The sequence below is a fragment of the Hyphomicrobium denitrificans 1NES1 genome, from assembly GCF_000230975.2.
In the GTDB taxonomy this organism is placed as follows: domain Bacteria; phylum Pseudomonadota; class Alphaproteobacteria; order Rhizobiales; family Hyphomicrobiaceae; genus Hyphomicrobium_B; species Hyphomicrobium_B denitrificans_A.
Map to the genome: position 1 here is coordinate 558,826 of NC_021172.1, position 19,593 is coordinate 578,418.

Here is a 19,593-nt window from a genome sequence, read left to right on the forward strand (position 1 = left end):
TTCTCCGCATCAGCCGGCCTCCGAGCGCACACGGCGTTTTATCTCGCGCATCGTCAGAGGTTTGCTGCTATCGCTTTCGGCCTCGCCACGCTGCTCGGCGCGCGCAATGAGATTATCGATAAGGTGTCTGTTGGGTGATTTCGAGCAGACCGGGTCGGTGTTTGATGCATCGCCGGTGAAGAGAAAGGCTTGGCAGCGGCAGCCACCGAAATCCTTCTCCTTCTCGCTGCAGTTGCGACATGGCTCCGACATCCATGAGTCACCTCGGAAGGTGTTGAATGCCGGTGAATGGTGCCATATCCAGCCCAGATCGTGATCACGCACATTGGGAAAATCCATCCCCTTGATCAATCGCGCCTCCTGGCAGGGCAGTGCCGTGCCATCCGGTGCGATCGTGAGATGGACCGATCCCCAGCCGTTCATGCATGCTTTTGGGCGATCGTCGTAGTAGTCGGGAACGACGAAGAAGATGGTGAGCCTCTTGCCGAGTCGCGCGCGTGCAGCATTGACGGCCGCTTCCGACTTCGCCAACTGCTCGCGCGTCGGCAAAAGCTCTGCGCGGTTGACGAGGGCCCAATTGTAGTACTGCAGATTGGCGAACTCGAGGTATTCAACGCCAAGATCGGCCGCGAGATCGATCAAAGCCTCGGTTCGTTCGATGTTAAACCGGCTTATGGGGACGTTCAGCACCATCGGAAACCCTTCGGCCTTGATCGCGCGTGCGATGGCGATCTTGTGCTCGAGTACGTCAACCCCGACGAGTTGTTCACTATGTTGCCGGTCGTTGGACTGGATGCTGAGCTGAATTTGTTTCAGTCCGGCGTTCTTCAGGGCACGAAGCCGCTCTGTGTTCAGTCCGACACCCGAGGTGATCAGGTTCGTGTAATAGCCAAGCGATTCAGCTTCAGCGACGAGTTCCTCGAGATCGTTGCGGAGCATCGGCTCGCCACCGGTAAAACCGAGCTGGAGCGATCCAAGGCGACGGCCCGCACGAAGAACCTCTTTCCATTGTTCGGTCGAGAGCTCGTTGCGGTATTGATCGAAGTCGACCGGATTGCTGCACCAAGGGCATTTGAGAGGACATTTGTAGGTCAGCTCGACGACGAGCCAGAGCGGCAAGCCAAGGCCGTCAAGACTTAATCCGGATCCATCCTTTGGCATGTGCAACCTCCAAAAATTTCAATGCATCAGCGGTGAGATCGGCTTTGCCGTAACGTGCGGCCAATTCTGCAGCTCCAACTGCAATGGTTTGGCCACCTGTGCAGGCTTCCAGAATCGCCGCTGCCGTCTCGTTGAGCTTGACGATGCCTTCAGGGTAGAGAAGTACGTTGGCTTGTTGCGGCTCCTCCCACCGAAAATGAAAATTGGGGTTCAACTCCACCACGTCGGTCGCTTGGAGTTGTCGGTCCGGTTCCATGTGCTCCTCCGATGCGCCGGAAGACCAAGCCCAGAGTGAGCCTGGTCTCCCGCACACTGCGCTACCGAACGTAGATGTATGCTGTTACTTCGAAGCCGAGGCGCAAGTCGCAGTACGCTGGCGCAACCCATGTTCTGGTCTCTGGCTCTTTAACAAGGCTCTCTTGCATTGTGTTTCCTCATTCACTTTGGGTCGAATGCCATCGCGTGGCCGTGCAGAGCCGACGCCAGCATCCGGCGCGACATTCACATTTGGGACCGGCATCGCACTTGATTTTTGATAAGCATCCGCCATCAAAAAAGCGTCAGAGAAACGTGATGGCTCCCGCACTGGCGGGCGGCTGTCAGACCACATCGCCATAAACCGACTTTGCGGCAAGCCCGAACGTGCTAACGCCTGATGCCGTGTGGAAGATCGCTACGCCGCCGCGAGATTGTTTAACTCTGATGGGTGTCGGCGTGGTCGCTCAACGTCCTCGCGTCCGACTTTCCGGCAAAGCCGCGACGGGGGCTGCTCGTCGATCAAGGAGCCGCAAGGACGAGTGACGCGTTCTGTCCGCCAAAGCCGAACGAGTTGGAGAGAACCGTTTGCACGTTTGCCTGCCGGGCAACATTCGGCACGACGTCCATCGGAATCTCGGCATCCGGAACCGCATAGTTGATCGTCGGCGGCAGTAGCCCATTCCGGATTGTCATTAGCGAGAAAACCGCCTCTATCGCGCCGGCGGCCGAGAGCGTGTGACCGATCATCGATTTGTTCGAGCTGATGGGGACATTCGCAACACGATCGCCAAGTACGGCCTTGAGCGAAAGATATTCCATCTTGTCGTTTTCGGGCGTGCTGGTTCCGTGTGCGTTGACGTAATCGACCTCGTCCGGAGATATGCCGGCATCGTCGATGGCATTTCGGATTGCGCCGATGATGGCGGTTCCGTCGGGCTTTGAGCGCGTGCGGTGATAGTCGTCGGCCTTCTCGCCGCATCCTCGGATGAATCCGAGTGTCCGGGCGCCGCGCATCTGGGCTCCGCGATAAGACTCAAGAACCAAAGCGCCGGCCCCCTCGGCCATGACGAATCCGTCGCGGTTCTTCGAGAACGGCTTCGACGCTTGCTCTGGTGAATTGTTGCTTGTCGACAGGGCAGAGAGAAGCGAAAAGCGAATTAGAGCCTCTATCTGAACAGAGCTGTCCGTCCCTATGCAGATTGCAATATCCGTTTCCCCTCGACGGATTGCCTCGACGCCGAGCTGGATTGCCGTTGCGCCGGAGGCGCATGCGGTCGAGACGGAGATGGGTATTCCGCGTGTTCCCAGTCGTTGAGCGACGTGGTTCGCCACGCTTGAGAACTGGAATAGCGATTGCATCTCGCTCCAGTCGGAGCCGCGCGCCGAAGCGAGCAGACGCCGGTAACCCGTGTCGTTTGTGGTCGGCGGTCGCTCGTAGAGGGCTCTTCGCTGCGGCCATTCGAGTTCGGCAGGCGGCGTTGCTAAGAAGAGTGGACCCGGGAATGCGCCGTTCGAGCCGACGCGCGCTTCATCCAACGCTTCCTTAGCTGCCTCCAATGCCATGGCAATGGACAGCGATGGTGCGGAATAGGGGGTGCTATTGAGTGTATCGACTGTTCCCGCGATCGTCGTTCGCAAGCCGTCGGTCGGGAAGCGGGAGATGGCGCGTATTCCAGAACGACCTTGCGAAAGTGCGGCCCAGTTGTCGATTTTCCCGATACCGAGGGAAGTTACGACCCCCATGCCTGTCACTGCAACAAGCGGTCTTCCTTTTTTGTCGTGACCTTGTGACATGTCCTGCTCACCCGATTGCTTCGATAAGGGCGAGCGCTTCGCCACGCCAATGGCCGGCACCGGTGACGAGCGCGTGCCGAGCCGACTCCGGCCCGCGGGAATCGCGTTGCGCTTCGCTCTTGGCCGCCAACGCGGCTAATGCGAGACCGGCGAAAAAGTGAGCCTCGACAGAGTGCCCGAGTTCATCACCGTAGATATGAATGTCGGGTGCGATACCGTATGCCGGCAAGAGATCGAGAAAAGCAAGTTCCTCGGTCGTCGCTGGCTCGACGCCGCTGGCTCCGCCCCAGACCGGCAGTCTGCCTGTATGGATATGAGGGAGGATGCGCTCGAAGAGTTGGGTCAATGCGCGCGCGATGTCGCCTTCCCTGCGCACCGTGTAGTCAGTCATGATACTAGTCAGGCGAGCGTAAGCTTTCGCGCCGCGTGCTTCGGCATGAGCGCGAGCTTCAAGCGTTAGAAACGCGCCGACGCTTCCGGGGATGAAGCCGCCTCCGTGGTTGCTGCGCTCCTGCACGGGTTTGAACGGTCCGCGCCATAGATTGTGGCCGATTTCGTAGCCGAGCAGGAGGTCCTCGCGTTCCGCATTGAGTGCGCCGCCAATGAGGATCATGTCCGCCTGGCCCGCCGAGATGCGCCGGAAGGCATTTTCTGCCGCAGCAAAGGCCCCCGATTCTTCGCCCATGAAAGTCCGCGAAGAGCCGGTGACATGGTGCACGATGGAGATGTTGCCAGCGAGCATGTTGGAGAGCTGCGCCAGGAATAGCGTCGGGCGGAGGGCGCTGGGCAGTACGCTCTTGGCGAGAAGCGCCGTTTCGTCGTCCGAGTGAATCGCCTCAAGTACGTCGCAATCGACTTTGGTATCCCGCTCTCCGCTGCCGGCGGCAACAACGAGATTCGTCTTGTCCAGAAGTTCCGGCTTGCCTGCAATGCCAGCATCGGCGAGAGCGAGCCCAGCGGCGTACACGCCAATCCGCTGCCAAGTCTCCATCTGCCGCTGGTCGCTGTTCTTTGGGATCTGCTTCGACCAGTCCAGCGATACGAGAGGGTGCACCGGATATGGTGCGTAGCGCGCCTCGTCGACGACCCGGCCCTTTCCAGTTTCGAAGTGCGTCTTATGAACCACAGCATCGGTACCGAGTGAGCTGATGAGCCCGACGCCGGTAATCCAAACCTCTCTGCGTTCGTCTGCCTCGGTCATGCGCTCTGGCTCACCTTATATCTTGACGATGATTTTTCCGAATACCTTGCGCTCCTCGAGCCTGCGCAAGCCTTCCTCGACATCATCCAGCGATATGATGGAATCGATCATGGGGCTGATGTGTGTCCGTGCCATCCTATCCATCACGTTCTTCATATTTTCCATCCGGCAACCGAAACTGCCGATGAGGCGAAGCTGCTGCTGGAAAAGAAGATAGAGATTGGTCTTCGCAGCAACGCCGGTCGTCGATCCGCAAGTGACGAGGCGTCCGCCCCGCGCGAGCGACAGGATGCTGCCTTCCCAGGTGTCCGGACCTACGTGCTCGAATACGACATCGACGCCTTTGCGGTTGGTGATCTTGCGTACGCGGCCTTCGAAACGCTCGCGGCGGTAATTAATGACATGATCGGCGCCGAGTGCGCGAACTCTCTCCACCTTTTCGTCGCTGCCAACGGTGGTAATCACGGTCGCGCCGACTGCCTTGGCGAGTTGAATCGCTGCTGTTCCGATGCCGCTGCCACCGGCCTGGACCAGAATGGTCTCGCCAGCTTTCAGCTTGGCGTTATCAAACAGCATATGCTCGACGGTGCCGAACGTGATGGGGGCACAGGCGGCCGAAATGACGTCCAAAGTTTTCGGAGCTTTGACGGCGAGACGCGCCGGAATGTTCATGCGCTCGCGTAGAAAGCCGTCGATATTAAATCCGTACATGCTGCGAGGACCCTCGCAGAAATTATCGCGGCCCTCGCGGCAAGGCCCGCAGGTGCCGCACGTTCTCGCGCCGTAGAATGCTACGATGTCGCCAACGTCAAGTCCCTTTACGGCTGAGCCAACCGCCATGACTTCGCCAGAGGCCTCGGCACCGAGGATGATTGGGAGGTCTCTCTTCGCGAATGCCATACCGCGCCAGCTCCACACATCAATATGGTTGAGCGCGACGATACGGATTTGCACCTTTATCTCATCCGCCGCAGGGGGCGGCGGTTCGTCGATGCGGGTCAGAGCAAGCTTGCGCTCTCCCGTCAGCTGGATTGCACGCGCGGTTGCCTGTTGGGCGTGAGTGCATTCACAAGTTTGCATTGCTGTCCTCGGGAAGTTGTTGCGCCATGGGTTCCCAGCTCGTCACGCGGGCTCTCCGGAAAAGATGACGCACACGTTCTGTCCGCCAAAGCCGAACGAATTCGACAGCACGGTCGCGACGGATTTGGAGCGACTGACGTTTGCAACGACGTCGAGCGGCAGATCCGGATCTGGTTCGTCGTAGTTGATCGTCGGAGGAAGAATGCCAGTCTCGATCGTCAGGAGTGAGAAGACCGCCTCCACAGAGCCAGCGGCAATTAAAGTATGGCCGATCATGGATTTGTTCGAACTCACCGGCGTTCTGGCGAGATGGTCTCCCAGGACGGCCTTGAGGGAGAAATACTCCATTCTGTCATTCTCAGGCGTGCTGGTCCCGTGTGCATTGACGTAGTCGATCTGCTCGGGGTCGACGCCAGCGTCGTCCAGTGTCTTGCGAATGGCGCCGATGATCGCGGCGCCGTCGGGGTTCGAGCGCGTGCGGTGAAAGCTGTCGGCTTTCTCCCCGCAGCCGCGCACAATGCCGAGGATCGGAGCGCCGCGTGCCTTTGCGGAAGCCAGTGATTCGAGCACGAGCGCGCCAGCGCCTTCGGCGATAACAAAGCCGTCGCGCCGTTTTGCAAAGGGCTTCGATGCCTTGTGCGGAGGCTCGTTGGCGCTTGAAAGTGCGGACAGGAGCGAAAAGCGGATCAAGCCTTCGGGGTGCACGGTCGCATCGGTACCGACGCAGAGTGCGGCTTCGGTTTCGCCACGCCGGATCGCTTCGAGCCCCAGTTGGATCGTGGTGGCGCCGGATGCGCATGCCGTGCAGATGGAAAGCGGCTCGCCCCGCGTAGAAAACCGATCTTTCAACCGGTCGGCAATAGCGGCAAAACGAACGTGCCGCGCCAACTCCGCATACCTGCCCGTGCGGGCGGTGGCGAGGAGGCGTGCGTAGCCGGAAAACTCCGAGTCTGCCGGCGCATCGTTGAGTCGGCGCAGGTGTGGCCACTCGAGTTCCGAAGGCGGTGTGGCCACTATGACCGGTCCGGGGAATGAGGAGCGGCTGCCGATACCTGCTTCTTCGATTGCTTCGGCTGCTGCGGTTTCCGCCATCGTGGCGGAGAGATCGAACGCGGAATACGGAACGGTGTTGAAATGGTCGACCGTTCCGGCGATCGTCACCTTAAGACCGTGCGTGTCGAAGCGTCGAATGGGTTTGATGCCTGACTGACCGGCCGTAAGCTTCGTCCAGTTGTCCGATTTGCCGACGCCGAGCGACGTCACGACTCCCCGCCCAGTGACGGCAACCTGCGGCCGTCCCTTGTGATCGAGGTAGTCGTTTCGCATGTTTCTTGCCCTCACCAAACCGACTGGACGAGACCCAAGCCCTCGCCCCGCCAGTGGCCGAACGTGGTGACGAGGATCTGATCCGGCCAAGTGCTGTGAGCACGCTCGATGCCTGAATCGTCGAAAGGCGGATAAAATGCGCTCCTGGAAAGAGCCAAGCCGGCCAGAGCGACGCCGACGAGAAAGTGGGCTTCCATTGCGTGACCGAAAAGGCTCCCCCAAGCGCGAATGACCGGATTAACTCCGTTCTTCTGCAAACTCGAAAGGAACCGCAGCTCCTCGGCCGTCGCTTGGTCGGTGCCGTTTGCGCCGCTCAGGATAAAGAGTTCGCGCCGGTTCGCATCAAGCGGCAAACCTTCCAGGAGCGCCCGGGCGGCAGCCGCTGCGTCGCCAGGCCGCCGGTGTGAGCGATCCGACTCGATGCCGGCAATTTGCGCATACGGCATCGCGCCGCGCGCTCTCGCGTGGTTGCTTGCTTCCAGAACGAGAAATACGCCGACGCTTCCGGGAATAAAGCCGGCGCTCTCGCCATGTCGATGCCAAACGGATTTATGGGGGCCGTTGTAAAGACTTCCGGTGAGTTCGCAGGCAAGCAGCAAATCCTCTCGCTCGGCGTTGAGCGCGCCGCCTACGAGAAAGAGATTGCCCTGACCAGCTTCGATCCGATCGACGGCGTTCTTGATTGCCGATACTCCGGCCATCTCCTCGCCCTTGAATGTGCGCGACGAGCCGGTCGCCTTATGGATGATAGAAATATTGCCCGCGAGCAGGTTCGAGAGCTGGCCGAGATAGAGCGTCGGCCGGAGGCCAGTCGCCAGTTCTGTGTTGAGGCGGGCTCCGGAATCCCCGCCTGTGCCAACCGTTGCGAGGATACGGGAGTCGAGTGCAACGTCGCGCTCGCCGTTGCCTGCCGCGATGCAGAGATCCGTTCTATCTAGCAGACTGTCATTGCCGGCGATGCCCGCGTCTTCCAGCGCAAGTCCAGCGGCATAGACACCAGTCTTTTGCCAGCGTTCCATCTGACGCTGGTCGCTTGTACGGGGAATCTGTTTCGAGAAGTCGATCTCCTGCAGGGGATGCACCGGATATGGGGCAAAACGCTCTGCATCGATAACAGGCCGAGGCGGTGCGTTGCCACGAAGCTTCGTCCAATGCTGGTCTATTCCCACGCCCAGCGAACTGACAAGACCGATGCCGGTGATCCAGACCTGCTCGCACGCGCCTTGCGTCGGCATGTCACCCGGTCTCCGCAGCAACGAGACCAAGCCGCCGCCCTTCGCTCATGACGTGGGCCTGCAAAGCGGGTGAAGAGAAGGGCACGCTGCGCATCGTGAGCTTGGCGTCGGCAATTCGCTTCGCGTCCTGGGTGATGGTAGCCTGCGTTACCGCATACCCTGAACCCTCGTGGACCAATTCGGCCTTCACTTCGAGCGTACTGCCTGGTCGTACGAATGATCTGAAGTTTGCTTCCTTGGCGTTCGCGAAGAAAATCATGCGCGAGAAACCGTTCAGGGTGAGCAAAAGATAACCCGATGCCTGAGCCATCGTCTCAAGCATCAAGACGCCGGGCAAAATTGCGTAGCCAGGAAAGTGCCCCTCGAAAACCGGGCTGCGTTCGGGGACAAAGGCCCGAGCGGTCAACACTGGGCGTTCGGCATTTGCCGCCTCGACGATCTCGTCGAGCATCTGAAAATATTCAAGACGCACTTATTGCTCGCCTCAGACGGCCACCGGAGCGCGCAAGCCGTCTATCTGCATACAGAGATTTCGTAGGACGAAATAATCCTCTCCGTTCGCCTTGCCCTCATTAACTGCTGCCAGCCATTCTTCTACCGGAAGCTGAATTCCGAACTTCTGATCAATCTCGAACGTGATATCGAGAAACGAGAGGCTGTCGACTTCGAGATCCTTCATGACGTGGCTGTCGGGAGTGATTCGCTCGAGGGGGATGTCGCTGGCCGACGAAATAATGCCGGCTACGGTTTCGAACGTGGACGCCATCAAGCATTCTCCTGGGTAGGGTTCATGCAGCACCGCGCAGGCATATGCGAAATTGTGCACTGCAAACAGCGCGCTCATTCTCACTGCGCATTGCATCGGCTTCTAGCAACGGCTGCTGACGTGGCGTTTGACGAAAGTCAAATGGCTGAGCGAATTTTCTGGCTATCGCTGCGCCGTAGTCCCGCACCTGCAATCAAGGAGCACACCACTGCAGCCAGATCGTCTCAGTGAACTCAGCGTCGGCCAGACGGAAAGCCTGAGCCGGACGATTACGGCCGAGGACGTCGCTGCATTTGCAAGGCTTTCTGGCGATTACAATGCTTTGCATCTCGACGACGAGTTCGCCGCCCGCACGGAGTTCGCCGAGCGGGTCGTTCACGGCTTCTTGAATGCCAGCCTTCTCTCAACGCTGGTCGGCATGAAAATCCCAGGCCGTGGGGCACTTTATGTATCGCAGAACATCGAATTCACGCGGCCGGTCTTTATTGGCGATACCGTCGAAGCGCGCGGTACGATCGAGGCGATCGACGAGGAAACGCGCCTCGTTACATTGCGAACCGAGATTATAAGAGGCGAACGCGAGTGCGTGCTTCGCGGCCGGGCGCAGGTGAAAGTTTTACGGGTCTTGGATGCTGGCAAACAGGAGGCTCGGCCGGAACCGGCGCCGACGGCTCTGTTGGCTGGCAAAACGGCGCTCATCACAGGAGCCTCACGGGGCATAGGTCGCGCCATCGCCCGGCTTTTTGCGCAACATGGCGCGAATGTTTGGATAAACTATCAGCGTAGCGAAAATGCCGCACAGAGTTTGGCCGACGAGATTGCCGGACTGGGTGGATTCTGCCGGCTTATCCGGGCTGACGTCACCAGCGACGGCGATGTCGCGCGGCTAGTGGACGCGATCGTTGCCGGCGGTGGTCTGGATATCCTCATTAACAATGCCGGACCGAAGATCCGATCGGCGCCGTTTGCGAACCTCGATTGGTCCGACCTCGCGCAAGCTTATGAGCAGATTGTCGGGAGTGTCTTTCGCGTTACGAGGGCTACACTTCCGGCGTTGAAGAAAAGCAAAGGTCGCATCGTAACGATTGCGTCGGCCGCTGCACTTGGGCGAACGGCTTACAACTGGCTGCCTTACGTAGCCGCTAAAAGCGCTCTCTTGGCAATGAGCAAAAACCTCGCGCAAGAACTCGGCCCTCATGGGATCACCGTCAATACGATTTCTCCGTCATTGGTCGACACCGATCTCGTCGCCAACATACCGGACCGCATGCGCCAGATGACGGTATCGCGCACACCGCTCCGCCGGCTCTCGACACCCGATGACGTCGCCGGCGCGGCGCTGATGCTCGCCTCTCCATATGCAGGGTTCATTACCGGTGAAAACATGCTCGTCACCGGCGGCGAGCATATGATTTGAAGGGAAAGGCAATCATGTCAGCACGCGCGAATGCGCTGTCGATGCCGGTCGACGACACCGCCATTGAGAAGCTTGTCGATGAAGCGATCGCGGCCGCGCCGGATTGCCTGCGCCGCCGCATTATATTGCCGGCTATCGACTGGTCCGAGGTCTCGCCGTCCAAGGTTGCAGTTCTTCTGTCTACGCTCGCGCAATCCCGGCTGGCCGTACCGCGGTGGCTTTCGAAGCTGTTGCTTCTGGCGGGGCACGCTCTTCCCGAGGACGTCGAACCGACTTTGACCCCCGGTCTCGTCGCGCTGAACCGCATCAACTGCGCTGGGGGCGCGTCTCAGCAACGAGAAGCATTGTCGGGTATGCTTCCGGGTCTGTGCGCTGATGAGCAACTCGAAGGCGACGTGGCGACAATACTCGTCCAAAAATTCGCAGCGCTTGGCTGGGACGCGGAGGCGGCTCGGCTCGCCTTGGCCCAACAACATCGCGTGCCCGGGATTCTGAAACGCGTCGGCAAGGCTCTTGGCGCGCATATTGAGCGTCTTCCCAATGTTCGGCTTCGGCTCACCGGATCCTCGACGACGCAAACGCTGGCAGACGAGTTCAAGCCTGCATTCGCCGCGAAAGGTTGGCGCGCCGACGTGATGCAGGCCGATTTCGGCACCATGCTGGCCGATCTCATGCGCCCGGCAGAGGATGCCGATGCCCATATCGTGCTTCTCGATCTCGAAGGCTTCGCCGCGCAGGATTGGCGGCGGCCTGCGGCCGATGCGTTTGCACTTTTAACGGAACGCGCAAACAACTTAGCCGCCGCATTACGGGAGTTTTCGACGCGCTCGCAGGCGCCTTTGCTGATCAATACCATTCCGGTGCCGGCCGCGCCGACGGCCGGATTCCTCGATCGCAGCCATACGATGGGACTGCGACGTGCAGTCGATCTCATCAATCGGCATATCCTCGACACAGCGGATCAATCGAACCACATCATCGTCATTGATGCCGATCAGGCGCTTGCAGATCTGCCGGTTCGCGAGCAGTCGGATTCCAAACTATGGTACTATGGGCGCATCGCCTATTCCGCAGATGCTGCACGCATGCTGGCGCGTGCTTTTGCCGATGCCTGGAGCGTTCTGAAGTGCGGGCCAGCCAAGGTGCTGGCGGTTGATTTCGACAATACGCTGTGGGGTGGCGTCTATGGCGACGATGGGGTCGAGGCATTAGCGTGTGGCGAAGACTTCCCCGGCAACGCTTTCCGCGCGCTGCAGGCCGAATGTCTTCGTCTGCGGCAACAAGGCCTACTTCTCGTCGCGCTCAGCAAGAATAATCCCGACGCGATCACTGCGTTTCAGCGCCATGCCGGAATGCTTTTGCAACCCGATGATTTTGCCGCATCGGCGATCAATTGGGAGCCGAAACCCGAGAATATTCGCAGGGTCGCAGCCGAGCTCAATCTCGGGCTGGAAAGCTTCGTCTTTCTCGATGACAGCCCGCACGAACGCGAGGCGATGCGTCGTCTCTGCCCCGAAGTCTCGGTTCCCGAGATGCCGGCAGATCCGGCCGAACGGCCGCTTTGGCTGCGGCGCCTGACCTCCACCTGGCCCCTTCGCCTTACGGCCGAGGATGAAACGAGAGCCGCGCTGTATGCAGCACGGCGTGAAGCACAGAACGCCAAGGCGGGCGCAGTTAACTTCGAGGATTATCTCAACGGTCTTGAGCAGCGTCTGGCCGTCAGTCTCGTGAGCAAGAAGACTTTGCCGCGCGTCGTCCAGATGCATCAGAGGACCAATCAGTTCAATCTGACGACGCTACGTTCTACGGAAGCGGACATCTCCGCCCTCATCGAGTCCGAAGCCCGGGGGATGGCTCTCGTAGGGCGCGTTCGCGACAAGTTCGGCGATCATGGGCTCGTCGTGACGGCGACGGTCGAGATCACCGGCACGGAGGCAGTCGTTCAATCGCTGCTGATGAGCTGCCGTGTCATTGGACGCGAGATTGAGCGCGCGTTCCTCGGAGCGCTCATCGAAGAACTAAAGCGCCGCGGCGTTACTCGCGTCAGCGGCGATTACATTGCAACAAGGAAAAATGCGATGGTCAAAGACTTCTATGCATCCTGCGGCTGGCAGCCGGCCGGAGGCGACGAGGCACGATCGGGCTGGGTATTCAATATCGGCGACATGGAGTCGCCGCAGTCGCGATTCGTAGCCTTAGACTGGGAGGCGTAAACATGGACGCCCGTTCTCCGACGGTCCTGTCTTATCCCGAACTCGTTGCGATCTTTGCCGACATATTCCAGTACACGGACACGTTAACGGCAGAGACTTCACCGGACGATGTCGCAACATGGGACTCGCTGCAGCATATCGCTCTCATCAGGACATTGGAGATGACGTACTCTATCCGGCTGTCGATGGACGAGATGATGGAGATACGCAGCGTCGGCGATATCGAGAACGTCTTGCGGCGGCATGGCGTCTGACGGACTTCAGGCAGACTCGCCCCAGCGGGTCATTTCCGGTCCGGGGTCAACGCCGGCCCAACCGATAAGTCTCGCCGCGATCTCCTGGATCATGCCCTGCATCGAGTCCCGCTTTGTATAGAAGGGCGGCACCGGCGGGGCGATCACAGCGCCGAGTCGCGCCAGTCTCAACATCGTCTCGAGATGACCCTCATGGAGCGGCGCTTCTCGCGGAACAACCACGAGTCGACGCTTCTCCTTCAGCACCACATCGGCTGCCCTGGTCAGCAGGTTGTCGCCGAAGCCGTGCGCCATGGCTGCGAGGCTGCGCATCGAGCAGGGTACGACGATCATTCCGTCGGTCTTGAACGATCCGCTGGCAATGGGGACTGCGAGGTTGCGGGGATCGTGAGTATAGCTAGCGACGGTAATCAGGGATGTCAGCCCGGCAGGTCCGAGTTCGTGCGCGATCGTGACGCGGGCGCCTTCCGAGACGACGAGATGGGTCTCTACGTTGGCGCGAGAGAGTTGTCGTAGCGTTTCGAGTGCGAGTGAAGAACCGGAGGCGCCCGTGACGCCGACTATCAGCCGTTTGCTCATTTTGGCATTTGCTCCGGAAAGAATTCGTGCCATCGCTGATTGATCCGACGCTCAACGTCGCGATCTGGCTGGATCGTGCGGCCCCAGTCGCGGCTAGTCTCCGTGCCGATCTTGCGTGTTGCATCAAAGCCCGCCTTGCCGCCGAGGCCATCGAGCGGAGAGGCAAAGTCGAGATGGTCGATCGGCGTGCGGTCGAGCAACATGAGATCACGCACCGGATCCATGCGGGTCGCCAGTGCCCACATCACATCGTCCCATGAGCGGATGTCGATGTCGTCATCAACAACGATCAGCATCTTAGTCATGGAGAACTGCGGTAGTAGTGCCCAAAAGGCTAGCATCACGCGGCGTGCCTGGCCCGGATATCGCTTGGCGATCGAAATGACGGCTATTCTGTAGGAACAGGCTTCGGGCGGCAGCCAGATATCCAAGATTTCGGGGATCAGTTGGCGAAGGAGCGGCTTGAAGACGTCAAGAAGCGTCGCGCCGAGCACGGATGGTTCGTCAGGAGCGCGCCCGGTGAACGTTGTGAGATAACTTGCGCGTTCGCGTATGCGCATCCCTTTCAGAGTAAACACGGGATAGTGCTCCGGTGCGTTATAGTATCCCGTGTGATCTCCGAAAGGTCCCTCAAGGGCGGTTTTCGATGTGGAAACTGTGCCCTCCAGAAGAATTTCAGCGCTCGCCGGTGCATGCAGCGGAATGTGCGCGCATGGGGCCATGTCGACCCTTTGGCTGCTCAAGACGCCGGCCAACGCTAATTCCGAGATGGTCTCCGGTGCGGGCATCACGGCCGAAAGTAGAATCGCGGGGTCGGCTCCAATCACGACGGCGGCGGGGCAATCCAGGCCCTGAGCCTGCCATTGGCGATGATGCTTGGCTCCTCCGCGCATCGGCAACCAGCGCATGATGGCACTGTCGCGACCCAGAACCTGCATCCGGTAGACGCCCAGATTGTAAAGCTCGAAGTTGTCGTCGCCGGGCGGTCGTGTAACCACAACTCCCCAGGTTATGAGCGGACCAGCATCTTCCGGCCAGCAGGTCTGCACCGGCAATTGCGACAAATCGGGCTCTGCTTCGCGCCATTCGCGCGGTGGCGCAGCGGCCCGTGGGCGGGCGTGCAGCGCGTTGCGCGCGGCGGGAAGAAGCGACCATGCCTGACGCAAATCGCGTGGCGGCTTGGGTGACTGCATCCAAGCCAGCAGTTCACCGAGTGATGCGAGCCCCTCCGGATCGGTGCCAAGTCCCCACGCGACTCGCTGGCGCGTCCCGAAAAGATTGGTGATGACGGGGAACGTTGCAGCCCGGCCTTGCTCGTGCAGCGCATGATCCAATCGAAGCGCGGGGCCACCTTTTTCGATGATCTTGCGATGCAACTCCGTGACTTCAAGGTGCATGGAGATGGGCGCGCTTGCTGTACGGATTTCGCTTTTCTCATTGAGAAACGATAGGAACGAGCCAAGGCTTGGGAACGGTGGAAGGCTACGTTGATGCATGGATGATCCGCTCTGGAGACAAGCTTCGCCCGTTTTCCGTATCAGTGCGCGCCGGGCATTCTTTGCTCTGGAACAAAGGTTAATCTTGAGCCACCCCCTATGGTGACTCGCTTTGCGATGGAGAATGCGGTCAATGGAGCGAAATACCGACGAAATCAGCTTGCCCGCATTTGTGCGACGGCTTCTGCCTGCAGCGATTGGTTTACCGCTCGGGCCGGTATTGACGCTGTCGCTCAGATCGTTCGCGCGTCGTCGGCCGGAGATATTCGAGCGGCTTGGCGCGTATTGCAGCGCCCGCTATCTGATCGATCCCACCGACCTTCCCTTTGCGTTCATCGTGGTTCCAAACGGCGTATCCGCAACAGTGCAGATCACAAGCGGAAGCAGCCCCGTAATTTCCGATGTCGTTTTGCGTGGCCCGATCATGGCGCTGCTCGGCATCCTCGACGGCACCTTCGATGGCGATGCCTTGTTCTTTCATCGCACTATTTCAATTACCGGCCGGACGGAGGCGATTGTCGCCTTGCGCAATGCCATTGAGGACGCGGAACTTCGACCATCGGATCTTCTTGGTCTAAAGGGGATGGCCGCTCACGTCGCCAACAGCGCCATCCTCGGTGGTTTCGATGTCGCCCGGGGGGTCGCTATGAGCGCAGCGCACCACCAGAAGGAGCGGGCATGATCGGGAAAGGCCGTATGGAACTCGTCTGTCCGGCTGGGACGCCCGCAACGCTGCGCGCGGCGGTTCAGGCTGGTGCTGACGCCGTCTATTGCGGGTTCCGCGACGAGACGAACGCCCGCAATTTTCCGGGTCTCAACTTTTCGCCGCAGGAGATGGCGGAGGGCATCCGCTTCGCCCATGATCACGGCAGCAAGGTACTGGTTGCCATCAATACCTTCGCACGAGCTGATAATATTGATCCCTGGCGCAAGGCGGCGGACACCGCTGCTGCAAGTGGCGCCGACGCCATCATCGCTGCCGATATCGCCGTGCTCGACCATATGGCGACTAACCATCCCGGCACGCGCCTGCATCTTTCCGTTCAGGCGGCTGCGGCAACGCCGGAAGCTATCGGCTTTTATGCTGATTCATTCGGAGTACGCCGTGTTGTCCTGCCGCGCGTTCTTTCTGTTCAGGAGATCGCGGCGCTCAATCGGGCCATCACTGTCGAAACGGAGGCATTTGTATTCGGCGGGCTATGCGTGATGGTTGAGGGGCGCTGCCACCTTTCATCTTATGCTACGGGCAAGTCGCCGAACCTCAATGGCGTGTGCTCGCCGCCCGAGGCAGTCAACTATGTTGAGGACGGAGCCGGTACGATGGCGCAGCTTGCCGGCTTCACCATCGACCGCTACGAAGCAGGTAAGTCGACTGGCTATCCCACACTCTGCAAGGGAAGGTTCAAAGCCGGCGGTAAGACGGGGTATCTGTTTGAGGATCCTGTCAGTCTCAATGCCGGCAGCATGATCGTGGCCTTCCGCGAGGCCGGCGTTACGGCCTTGAAGATCGAGGGGCGCCAGCGGGGCAAGGGATACGTCACCGAAGTTGTGCGGGCCTTCAGGAAGGCGGTCGATGCCGTGGAACAAGGAGGCACACCTACGGAAATCGATAGCATTCTGGCCAGCATGTCGGAGGGCGGCCGGCAGACGACTGGCGCCTACCGCAAGACATGGAGATAGCGCCGTGCCGCCAATTGCGTTGACTCTCGGGCCGGTGTTTTTCCATTGGCCGGCCGAACGGCTCAAGGATTTTTACTTCCGTATCGCTGACGAGGCTCCAGTCGACCGGGTCCATCTCGGCGAGGTCGTTTGCGGCAAGCGCATGCCGTTCTCGGACCCGGTCTGGCCGGACCTGATCGAACGGCTGGAGCGGGCGGGAAAGGAAGTCGTTCTCTCGACGCTTGCCACGCCAATGACGGCGCGGGAGCGGCGATCGATCGAAGATCTATGTGGCGATAGCCGCCTGGTAGAGATCAACGATGTTACCGCGTTGCCGTCGCGAACGGGTAAGCCGTTCGTGTCCGGTCCGTTCGTCAACGTCTATAACGGTGCAACGGCGCAGTTCCTCATTCGGCGCGGTGCGCAGACAATCTGTCCGCCTGTCGAACTCTCGCTGGCTCACATCGCCGCCATCGCGCGGACCTGCCCCGACACGGAATTCGAGATCTTTGCCTTCGGCCGGCTCCCCTTAGCGCTTTCGGGTCGTTGCTATCATGCGCGGCTGCACGGATTGCATAAGGACTCTTGCCAGTTCACCTGCGAGCAGGATCCGGATGGTCTTGTCGTCGATACGCTTGACGACCAATCCTTTCTGGCCATGAACGGCGTGCAGACGATGTCCGCGCAGGTTCAGGCCGTTATGCTGCCACCGGCGGAGTTTGCCGCTCAGAGTGTACGCCGGCTCCGGCTTTCTCCGCATACCTGCGACATGGTCCAAGTGGCACGGATCTACAGGTCGCTTCTAGAGGGGAATGAGGAGCCGGAACGTGCTCGCGTCCTGCTGTCGAACCTCGACCTGCCGGGCGCTCTGGTGGACGGCTATGCGCGCGGGCGTGCGGGAGCAGAACCGGTCGCATCGCCATGAATGCTCAGATCGTTAGAATGGCGTGGCAAGATTTTCGCCTGCGCGCGGCCGCAAGAATATGGCCGATCAGAATAGAGAATAGTGTGGGCGTGGCGACGGCATCACCGATGCTTTTCCAACCGCCTTTTGGCTATGCGAGGCCTATGAATTCGAAATCACGTATTTCACGCTCGCCGTATCATCGGGATGTTTTCAGGAGATTGCGATGAAGGCGGACTCGAACAAACGAGAGCAGGACTGGAACCCGCGATCCGATCTGGTTCTTTCCAACCAGATCAAGGCTTATGACACGATGCGCCGCCGCTGCCCGGTCGCATACAGCGACTATCTGGGTTGGTCGTTGTTCCGGCATGAGGACGTGGTGCGGGTCTTGAACGACCATCATACGTTCAGCAACGTTGTCTCCAGACATCTGTCGGTGCCAAGCGGCATGGACCCGCCTCAGCATACCGCATACAGACGATTGATCGAGCGTCATTTCGAGCCCATGCGAGTCCAAGCCTTCGAACCGCGGTGCCGTGCGATCTCAGCGGATCTCGTGTCCCGCTTGGAACGGGATGCTGAGATTGATCTGGTGACGCAGCTTGCCCGGCTTTTCGCCGTGCGAATTCAGTGTGCATTCCTTGGCTGGCCGGAGGAGTTGCACGATCCGTTGCTTCGGTGGGTGCGCAAGAACCACGAGGCTACACTTGCCAGAAACGTCGAGGCCATGGCGGCGGTCGCGCTCGAGTTCGATGGTTACATCAGCGAATTGCTCGATGCGCGGCGGCGAGCCGGCGCGGCTGCGCCGGACGACATCACTACGGATCTGCTCCGGGAAAAGATCGATGGGAGGCCATTGAGCCATGAGGAGATCGTGAGCATCCTGCGCAACTGGACTGTCGGTGAACTGGGCACCATCACCGCATGCGTCGGTATCTTGGCTCACTATCTAGCGGAACGCCCGCAGATCCAGCAGCAGCTGCGGCTGAATTTGCATCAGCTTCCGGCCGCCATCGATGAGATATTACGAATACATGCTCCACTCATCTCCAACCGGCGGGTAGCGATCAGCCCCATCGAAATAGGCGGACGCAAGATTGCGGCCGGCGAGCGCATTACGCTGATGTGGGCATCGGCAAATCGCGACGAAGCCGTCTTCGGCGATCCCGACGAATTTCGCCTCGATCGCGATCCTGCGCAAAATCTCCTTTATGGCCGTGGCATCCATGTCTGTCCGGGCGCGCTTCTCGCCCGGCTGGAATTGCGCGTCATCATGGAGGAGTTGCTGAAACAGACCCGGCAGATCGCGTTCGTGGCCGACCGGCCACCGACACTAGCAGTTTATCCAGCGGGCGGCTTTGCGACGCTGCCAATGCGAATATCGTAGTTTCGAGCCGAGATCGGACTTCCGATGCATCGTCATGGTCATAACTTTTATTTTGGAGCCGAACCCTTAGGCCAAGCCGACCGTGTCGTTGCCACCATCGTTTTACGTCTCGGTCCACTATGAAGAACTCGGATTAGGTCGATAGACATGGAACACAACGATTGGCGGACTATTCGCTCGACGCCTTTATTCAGTTCTCTGTCGCAGGACGTGACTGAGAGCATCGTCAGTAGCCAGGGCGTGCGCACGTACGAGAAGGGCACGTTGCTCTTTCAGCAGGACTCGCCCTCGGACTCATTCTTCGTAATTCTTGACGGCTGGGTGAAACTGTTCCGGATCACGCCGAATGGAACGGAAGCCATTGTCGGGGTGCTCCGGCGGGGAGAATCATTCGGTGAGGCAGCAATTTTTATGGGTCGTCAGTATCCCGTTGCCGCAGAAATCGTGACGACGTCGCGACTTCTCAAGGTTGATGGCGAAAGTTTCCGGCGCCGTATCTGTGTTGAACCGGAGTTGGCGTTGGCGATCCTTGCGTCACTCTCGCAGCATTTGAAATTCTTGGTTGGGCATATTGAACAGATCAAGGTTCTCGATGCCTCTCAGCGGGTCGCGGACTTTCTCATCGGGCTCTGCAACCAGGCGCAAGGGTCGTCGGTGATAATCCTGCCGTACGAGAAAGCGCTGATTGCGAAGCGGCTTGGTATGACACCTGAAAGCCTATCCCGCGCATTGGCCAAACTTCGGCCGCTCGGTATCTCGGTGCACCAGGAAAATGTGACGATTGCGGATGTAGCAGTTCTTCGCAAGCATGTGGCGATGGGACGTAATAGTGCTGCGCACACTTAACGATCATTCTTGAA

Annotated in this window: 20 protein-coding genes; 8 read left to right on the plus strand and 12 right to left on the minus strand. The window is 59.6% G+C overall.

The window, feature by feature from the left end:
- Positions 1–9: 9 nt before the first annotated feature.
- The 10 genes from pqqE to HYPDE_RS02670 form a co-directional block, all read right to left on the minus strand.
- Positions 10–1,161 carry a pyrroloquinoline quinone biosynthesis protein PqqE gene (gene pqqE, locus HYPDE_RS02630; protein WP_015596787.1) on the minus strand — a complete coding sequence of 384 codons (1,152 nt, stop codon included), beginning with the start codon at positions 1,159–1,161 and terminating at the stop codon, positions 10–12.
- Positions 1,130–1,417, minus strand: a complete 288-nt coding sequence (pqqD, locus tag HYPDE_RS02635) for a pyrroloquinoline quinone biosynthesis peptide chaperone PqqD (protein ID WP_015596788.1) — start codon at positions 1,415–1,417, stop codon at positions 1,130–1,132. Before pqqD ends, pqqE begins: the two co-directional genes overlap by 32 nt.
- A 61-nt stretch (positions 1,418–1,478) precedes the next feature.
- Positions 1,479–1,586 (minus strand): pyrroloquinoline quinone precursor peptide PqqA, encoded by a 108-nt coding sequence (gene pqqA / locus HYPDE_RS18620; protein ID WP_015596789.1) that lies wholly within the window; start codon positions 1,584–1,586, stop codon positions 1,479–1,481.
- Between the two features lie 352 nt (positions 1,587–1,938).
- On the minus strand, positions 1,939–3,213 hold the full coding sequence (locus HYPDE_RS02640) for a beta-ketoacyl-ACP synthase (RefSeq protein WP_015596790.1): 1,275 nt from the start codon (positions 3,211–3,213) through the stop codon (positions 1,939–1,941).
- 7 nt (positions 3,214–3,220) lie between these two features.
- Positions 3,221–4,414, minus strand: a complete 1,194-nt coding sequence (locus tag HYPDE_RS02645; protein WP_015596791.1) for a beta-ketoacyl-ACP synthase — start codon at positions 4,412–4,414, stop codon at positions 3,221–3,223.
- Between the two features lie 15 nt (positions 4,415–4,429).
- Complete coding sequence (locus HYPDE_RS02650) at positions 4,430–5,494, minus strand: zinc-binding dehydrogenase (RefSeq protein WP_015596792.1); 1,065 nt, start codon at positions 5,492–5,494, stop codon at positions 4,430–4,432.
- 42 nt (positions 5,495–5,536) lie between these two features.
- A complete protein-coding gene (locus tag HYPDE_RS02655; protein ID WP_015596793.1) occupies positions 5,537–6,820 on the minus strand; it encodes a beta-ketoacyl-ACP synthase in 1,284 nt (427 codons plus the stop codon).
- A gap of 11 nt (positions 6,821–6,831) precedes the next feature.
- On the minus strand, positions 6,832–8,055 hold the full coding sequence (locus tag HYPDE_RS02660; protein ID WP_015596794.1) for a beta-ketoacyl-ACP synthase: 1,224 nt from the start codon (positions 8,053–8,055) through the stop codon (positions 6,832–6,834).
- A gap of 1 nt (position 8,056) precedes the next feature.
- The gene (locus HYPDE_RS02665; protein ID WP_015596795.1) at positions 8,057–8,527 is read right to left on the minus strand and encodes a 3-hydroxyacyl-ACP dehydratase FabZ family protein; all 471 of its coding nucleotides are present in this window, start codon (positions 8,525–8,527) and stop codon (positions 8,057–8,059) included.
- Positions 8,528–8,539: 12 nt separating this feature from the next.
- Positions 8,540–8,899: an acyl carrier protein gene (locus HYPDE_RS02670; RefSeq protein ID WP_432263858.1), complete on the minus strand. Its 360-nt coding sequence runs from the start codon at positions 8,897–8,899 to the stop codon at positions 8,540–8,542.
- Between the two features lie 49 nt (positions 8,900–8,948).
- Here HYPDE_RS02670 and HYPDE_RS02675 point away from each other — a divergent pair, with 49 nt between their 5' ends.
- From HYPDE_RS02675 to HYPDE_RS02685, 3 genes are read left to right on the plus strand one after another with little or no spacing between them, the layout of a single operon-like run.
- Positions 8,949–10,238, plus strand: a complete 1,290-nt coding sequence (locus HYPDE_RS02675) for an SDR family oxidoreductase (RefSeq protein WP_015596797.1) — start codon at positions 8,949–8,951, stop codon at positions 10,236–10,238.
- 14 nt (positions 10,239–10,252) lie between these two features.
- Entirely contained in the window at positions 10,253–12,451 is a 2,199-nt protein-coding gene (locus HYPDE_RS02680) for an HAD-IIIC family phosphatase (RefSeq protein WP_041319850.1), read from the plus strand.
- Between the two features lie 2 nt (positions 12,452–12,453).
- The gene (locus HYPDE_RS02685; protein ID WP_015596799.1) at positions 12,454–12,705 is read left to right on the plus strand and encodes an acyl carrier protein; all 252 of its coding nucleotides are present in this window, start codon (positions 12,454–12,456) and stop codon (positions 12,703–12,705) included.
- A gap of 6 nt (positions 12,706–12,711) precedes the next feature.
- Here the strand turns inward: HYPDE_RS02685 and HYPDE_RS02690 are convergent, their stop codons facing one another.
- Together HYPDE_RS02690 and HYPDE_RS02695 are read right to left on the minus strand one after the other, a co-directional pair.
- Positions 12,712–13,284: a UbiX family flavin prenyltransferase gene (locus HYPDE_RS02690; protein WP_015596800.1), complete on the minus strand. Its 573-nt coding sequence runs from the start codon at positions 13,282–13,284 to the stop codon at positions 12,712–12,714.
- Positions 13,281–14,780, minus strand: coding sequence for a UbiD family decarboxylase (locus HYPDE_RS02695; protein ID WP_015596801.1), 1,500 nt, complete (start codon positions 14,778–14,780; stop codon positions 13,281–13,283). Before HYPDE_RS02695 ends, HYPDE_RS02690 begins: the two co-directional genes overlap by 4 nt.
- 133 nt (positions 14,781–14,913) lie before the next feature.
- Between HYPDE_RS02695 and ubiT the strand changes: the two genes are divergently transcribed.
- The 5 genes from ubiT to HYPDE_RS02720 all read left to right on the plus strand — a co-directional run bounded on the left by ubiT (position 14,914) and on the right by HYPDE_RS02720 (position 19,579).
- Positions 14,914–15,462: a ubiquinone anaerobic biosynthesis accessory factor UbiT gene (gene ubiT, locus HYPDE_RS02700; RefSeq protein WP_015596802.1), complete on the plus strand. Its 549-nt coding sequence runs from the start codon at positions 14,914–14,916 to the stop codon at positions 15,460–15,462.
- Positions 15,463–15,476: 14 nt separating this feature from the next.
- Positions 15,477–16,460, plus strand: coding sequence for a ubiquinone anaerobic biosynthesis protein UbiU (ubiU, locus tag HYPDE_RS02705; RefSeq protein ID WP_015596803.1), 984 nt, complete (start codon positions 15,477–15,479; stop codon positions 16,458–16,460).
- A 4-nt stretch (positions 16,461–16,464) separates the two neighbouring features.
- The gene (gene ubiV / locus HYPDE_RS02710; RefSeq protein ID WP_015596804.1) at positions 16,465–17,364 is read left to right on the plus strand and encodes a ubiquinone anaerobic biosynthesis protein UbiV; all 900 of its coding nucleotides are present in this window, start codon (positions 16,465–16,467) and stop codon (positions 17,362–17,364) included.
- A 205-nt stretch (positions 17,365–17,569) separates the two neighbouring features.
- On the plus strand, positions 17,570–18,733 hold the full coding sequence (locus tag HYPDE_RS02715; protein ID WP_015596805.1) for a cytochrome P450: 1,164 nt from the start codon (positions 17,570–17,572) through the stop codon (positions 18,731–18,733).
- 147 nt (positions 18,734–18,880) lie between these two features.
- Entirely contained in the window at positions 18,881–19,579 is a 699-nt protein-coding gene (locus HYPDE_RS02720; protein WP_015596806.1) for a Crp/Fnr family transcriptional regulator, read from the plus strand.
- Positions 19,580–19,593 lie beyond the last annotated feature (14 nt).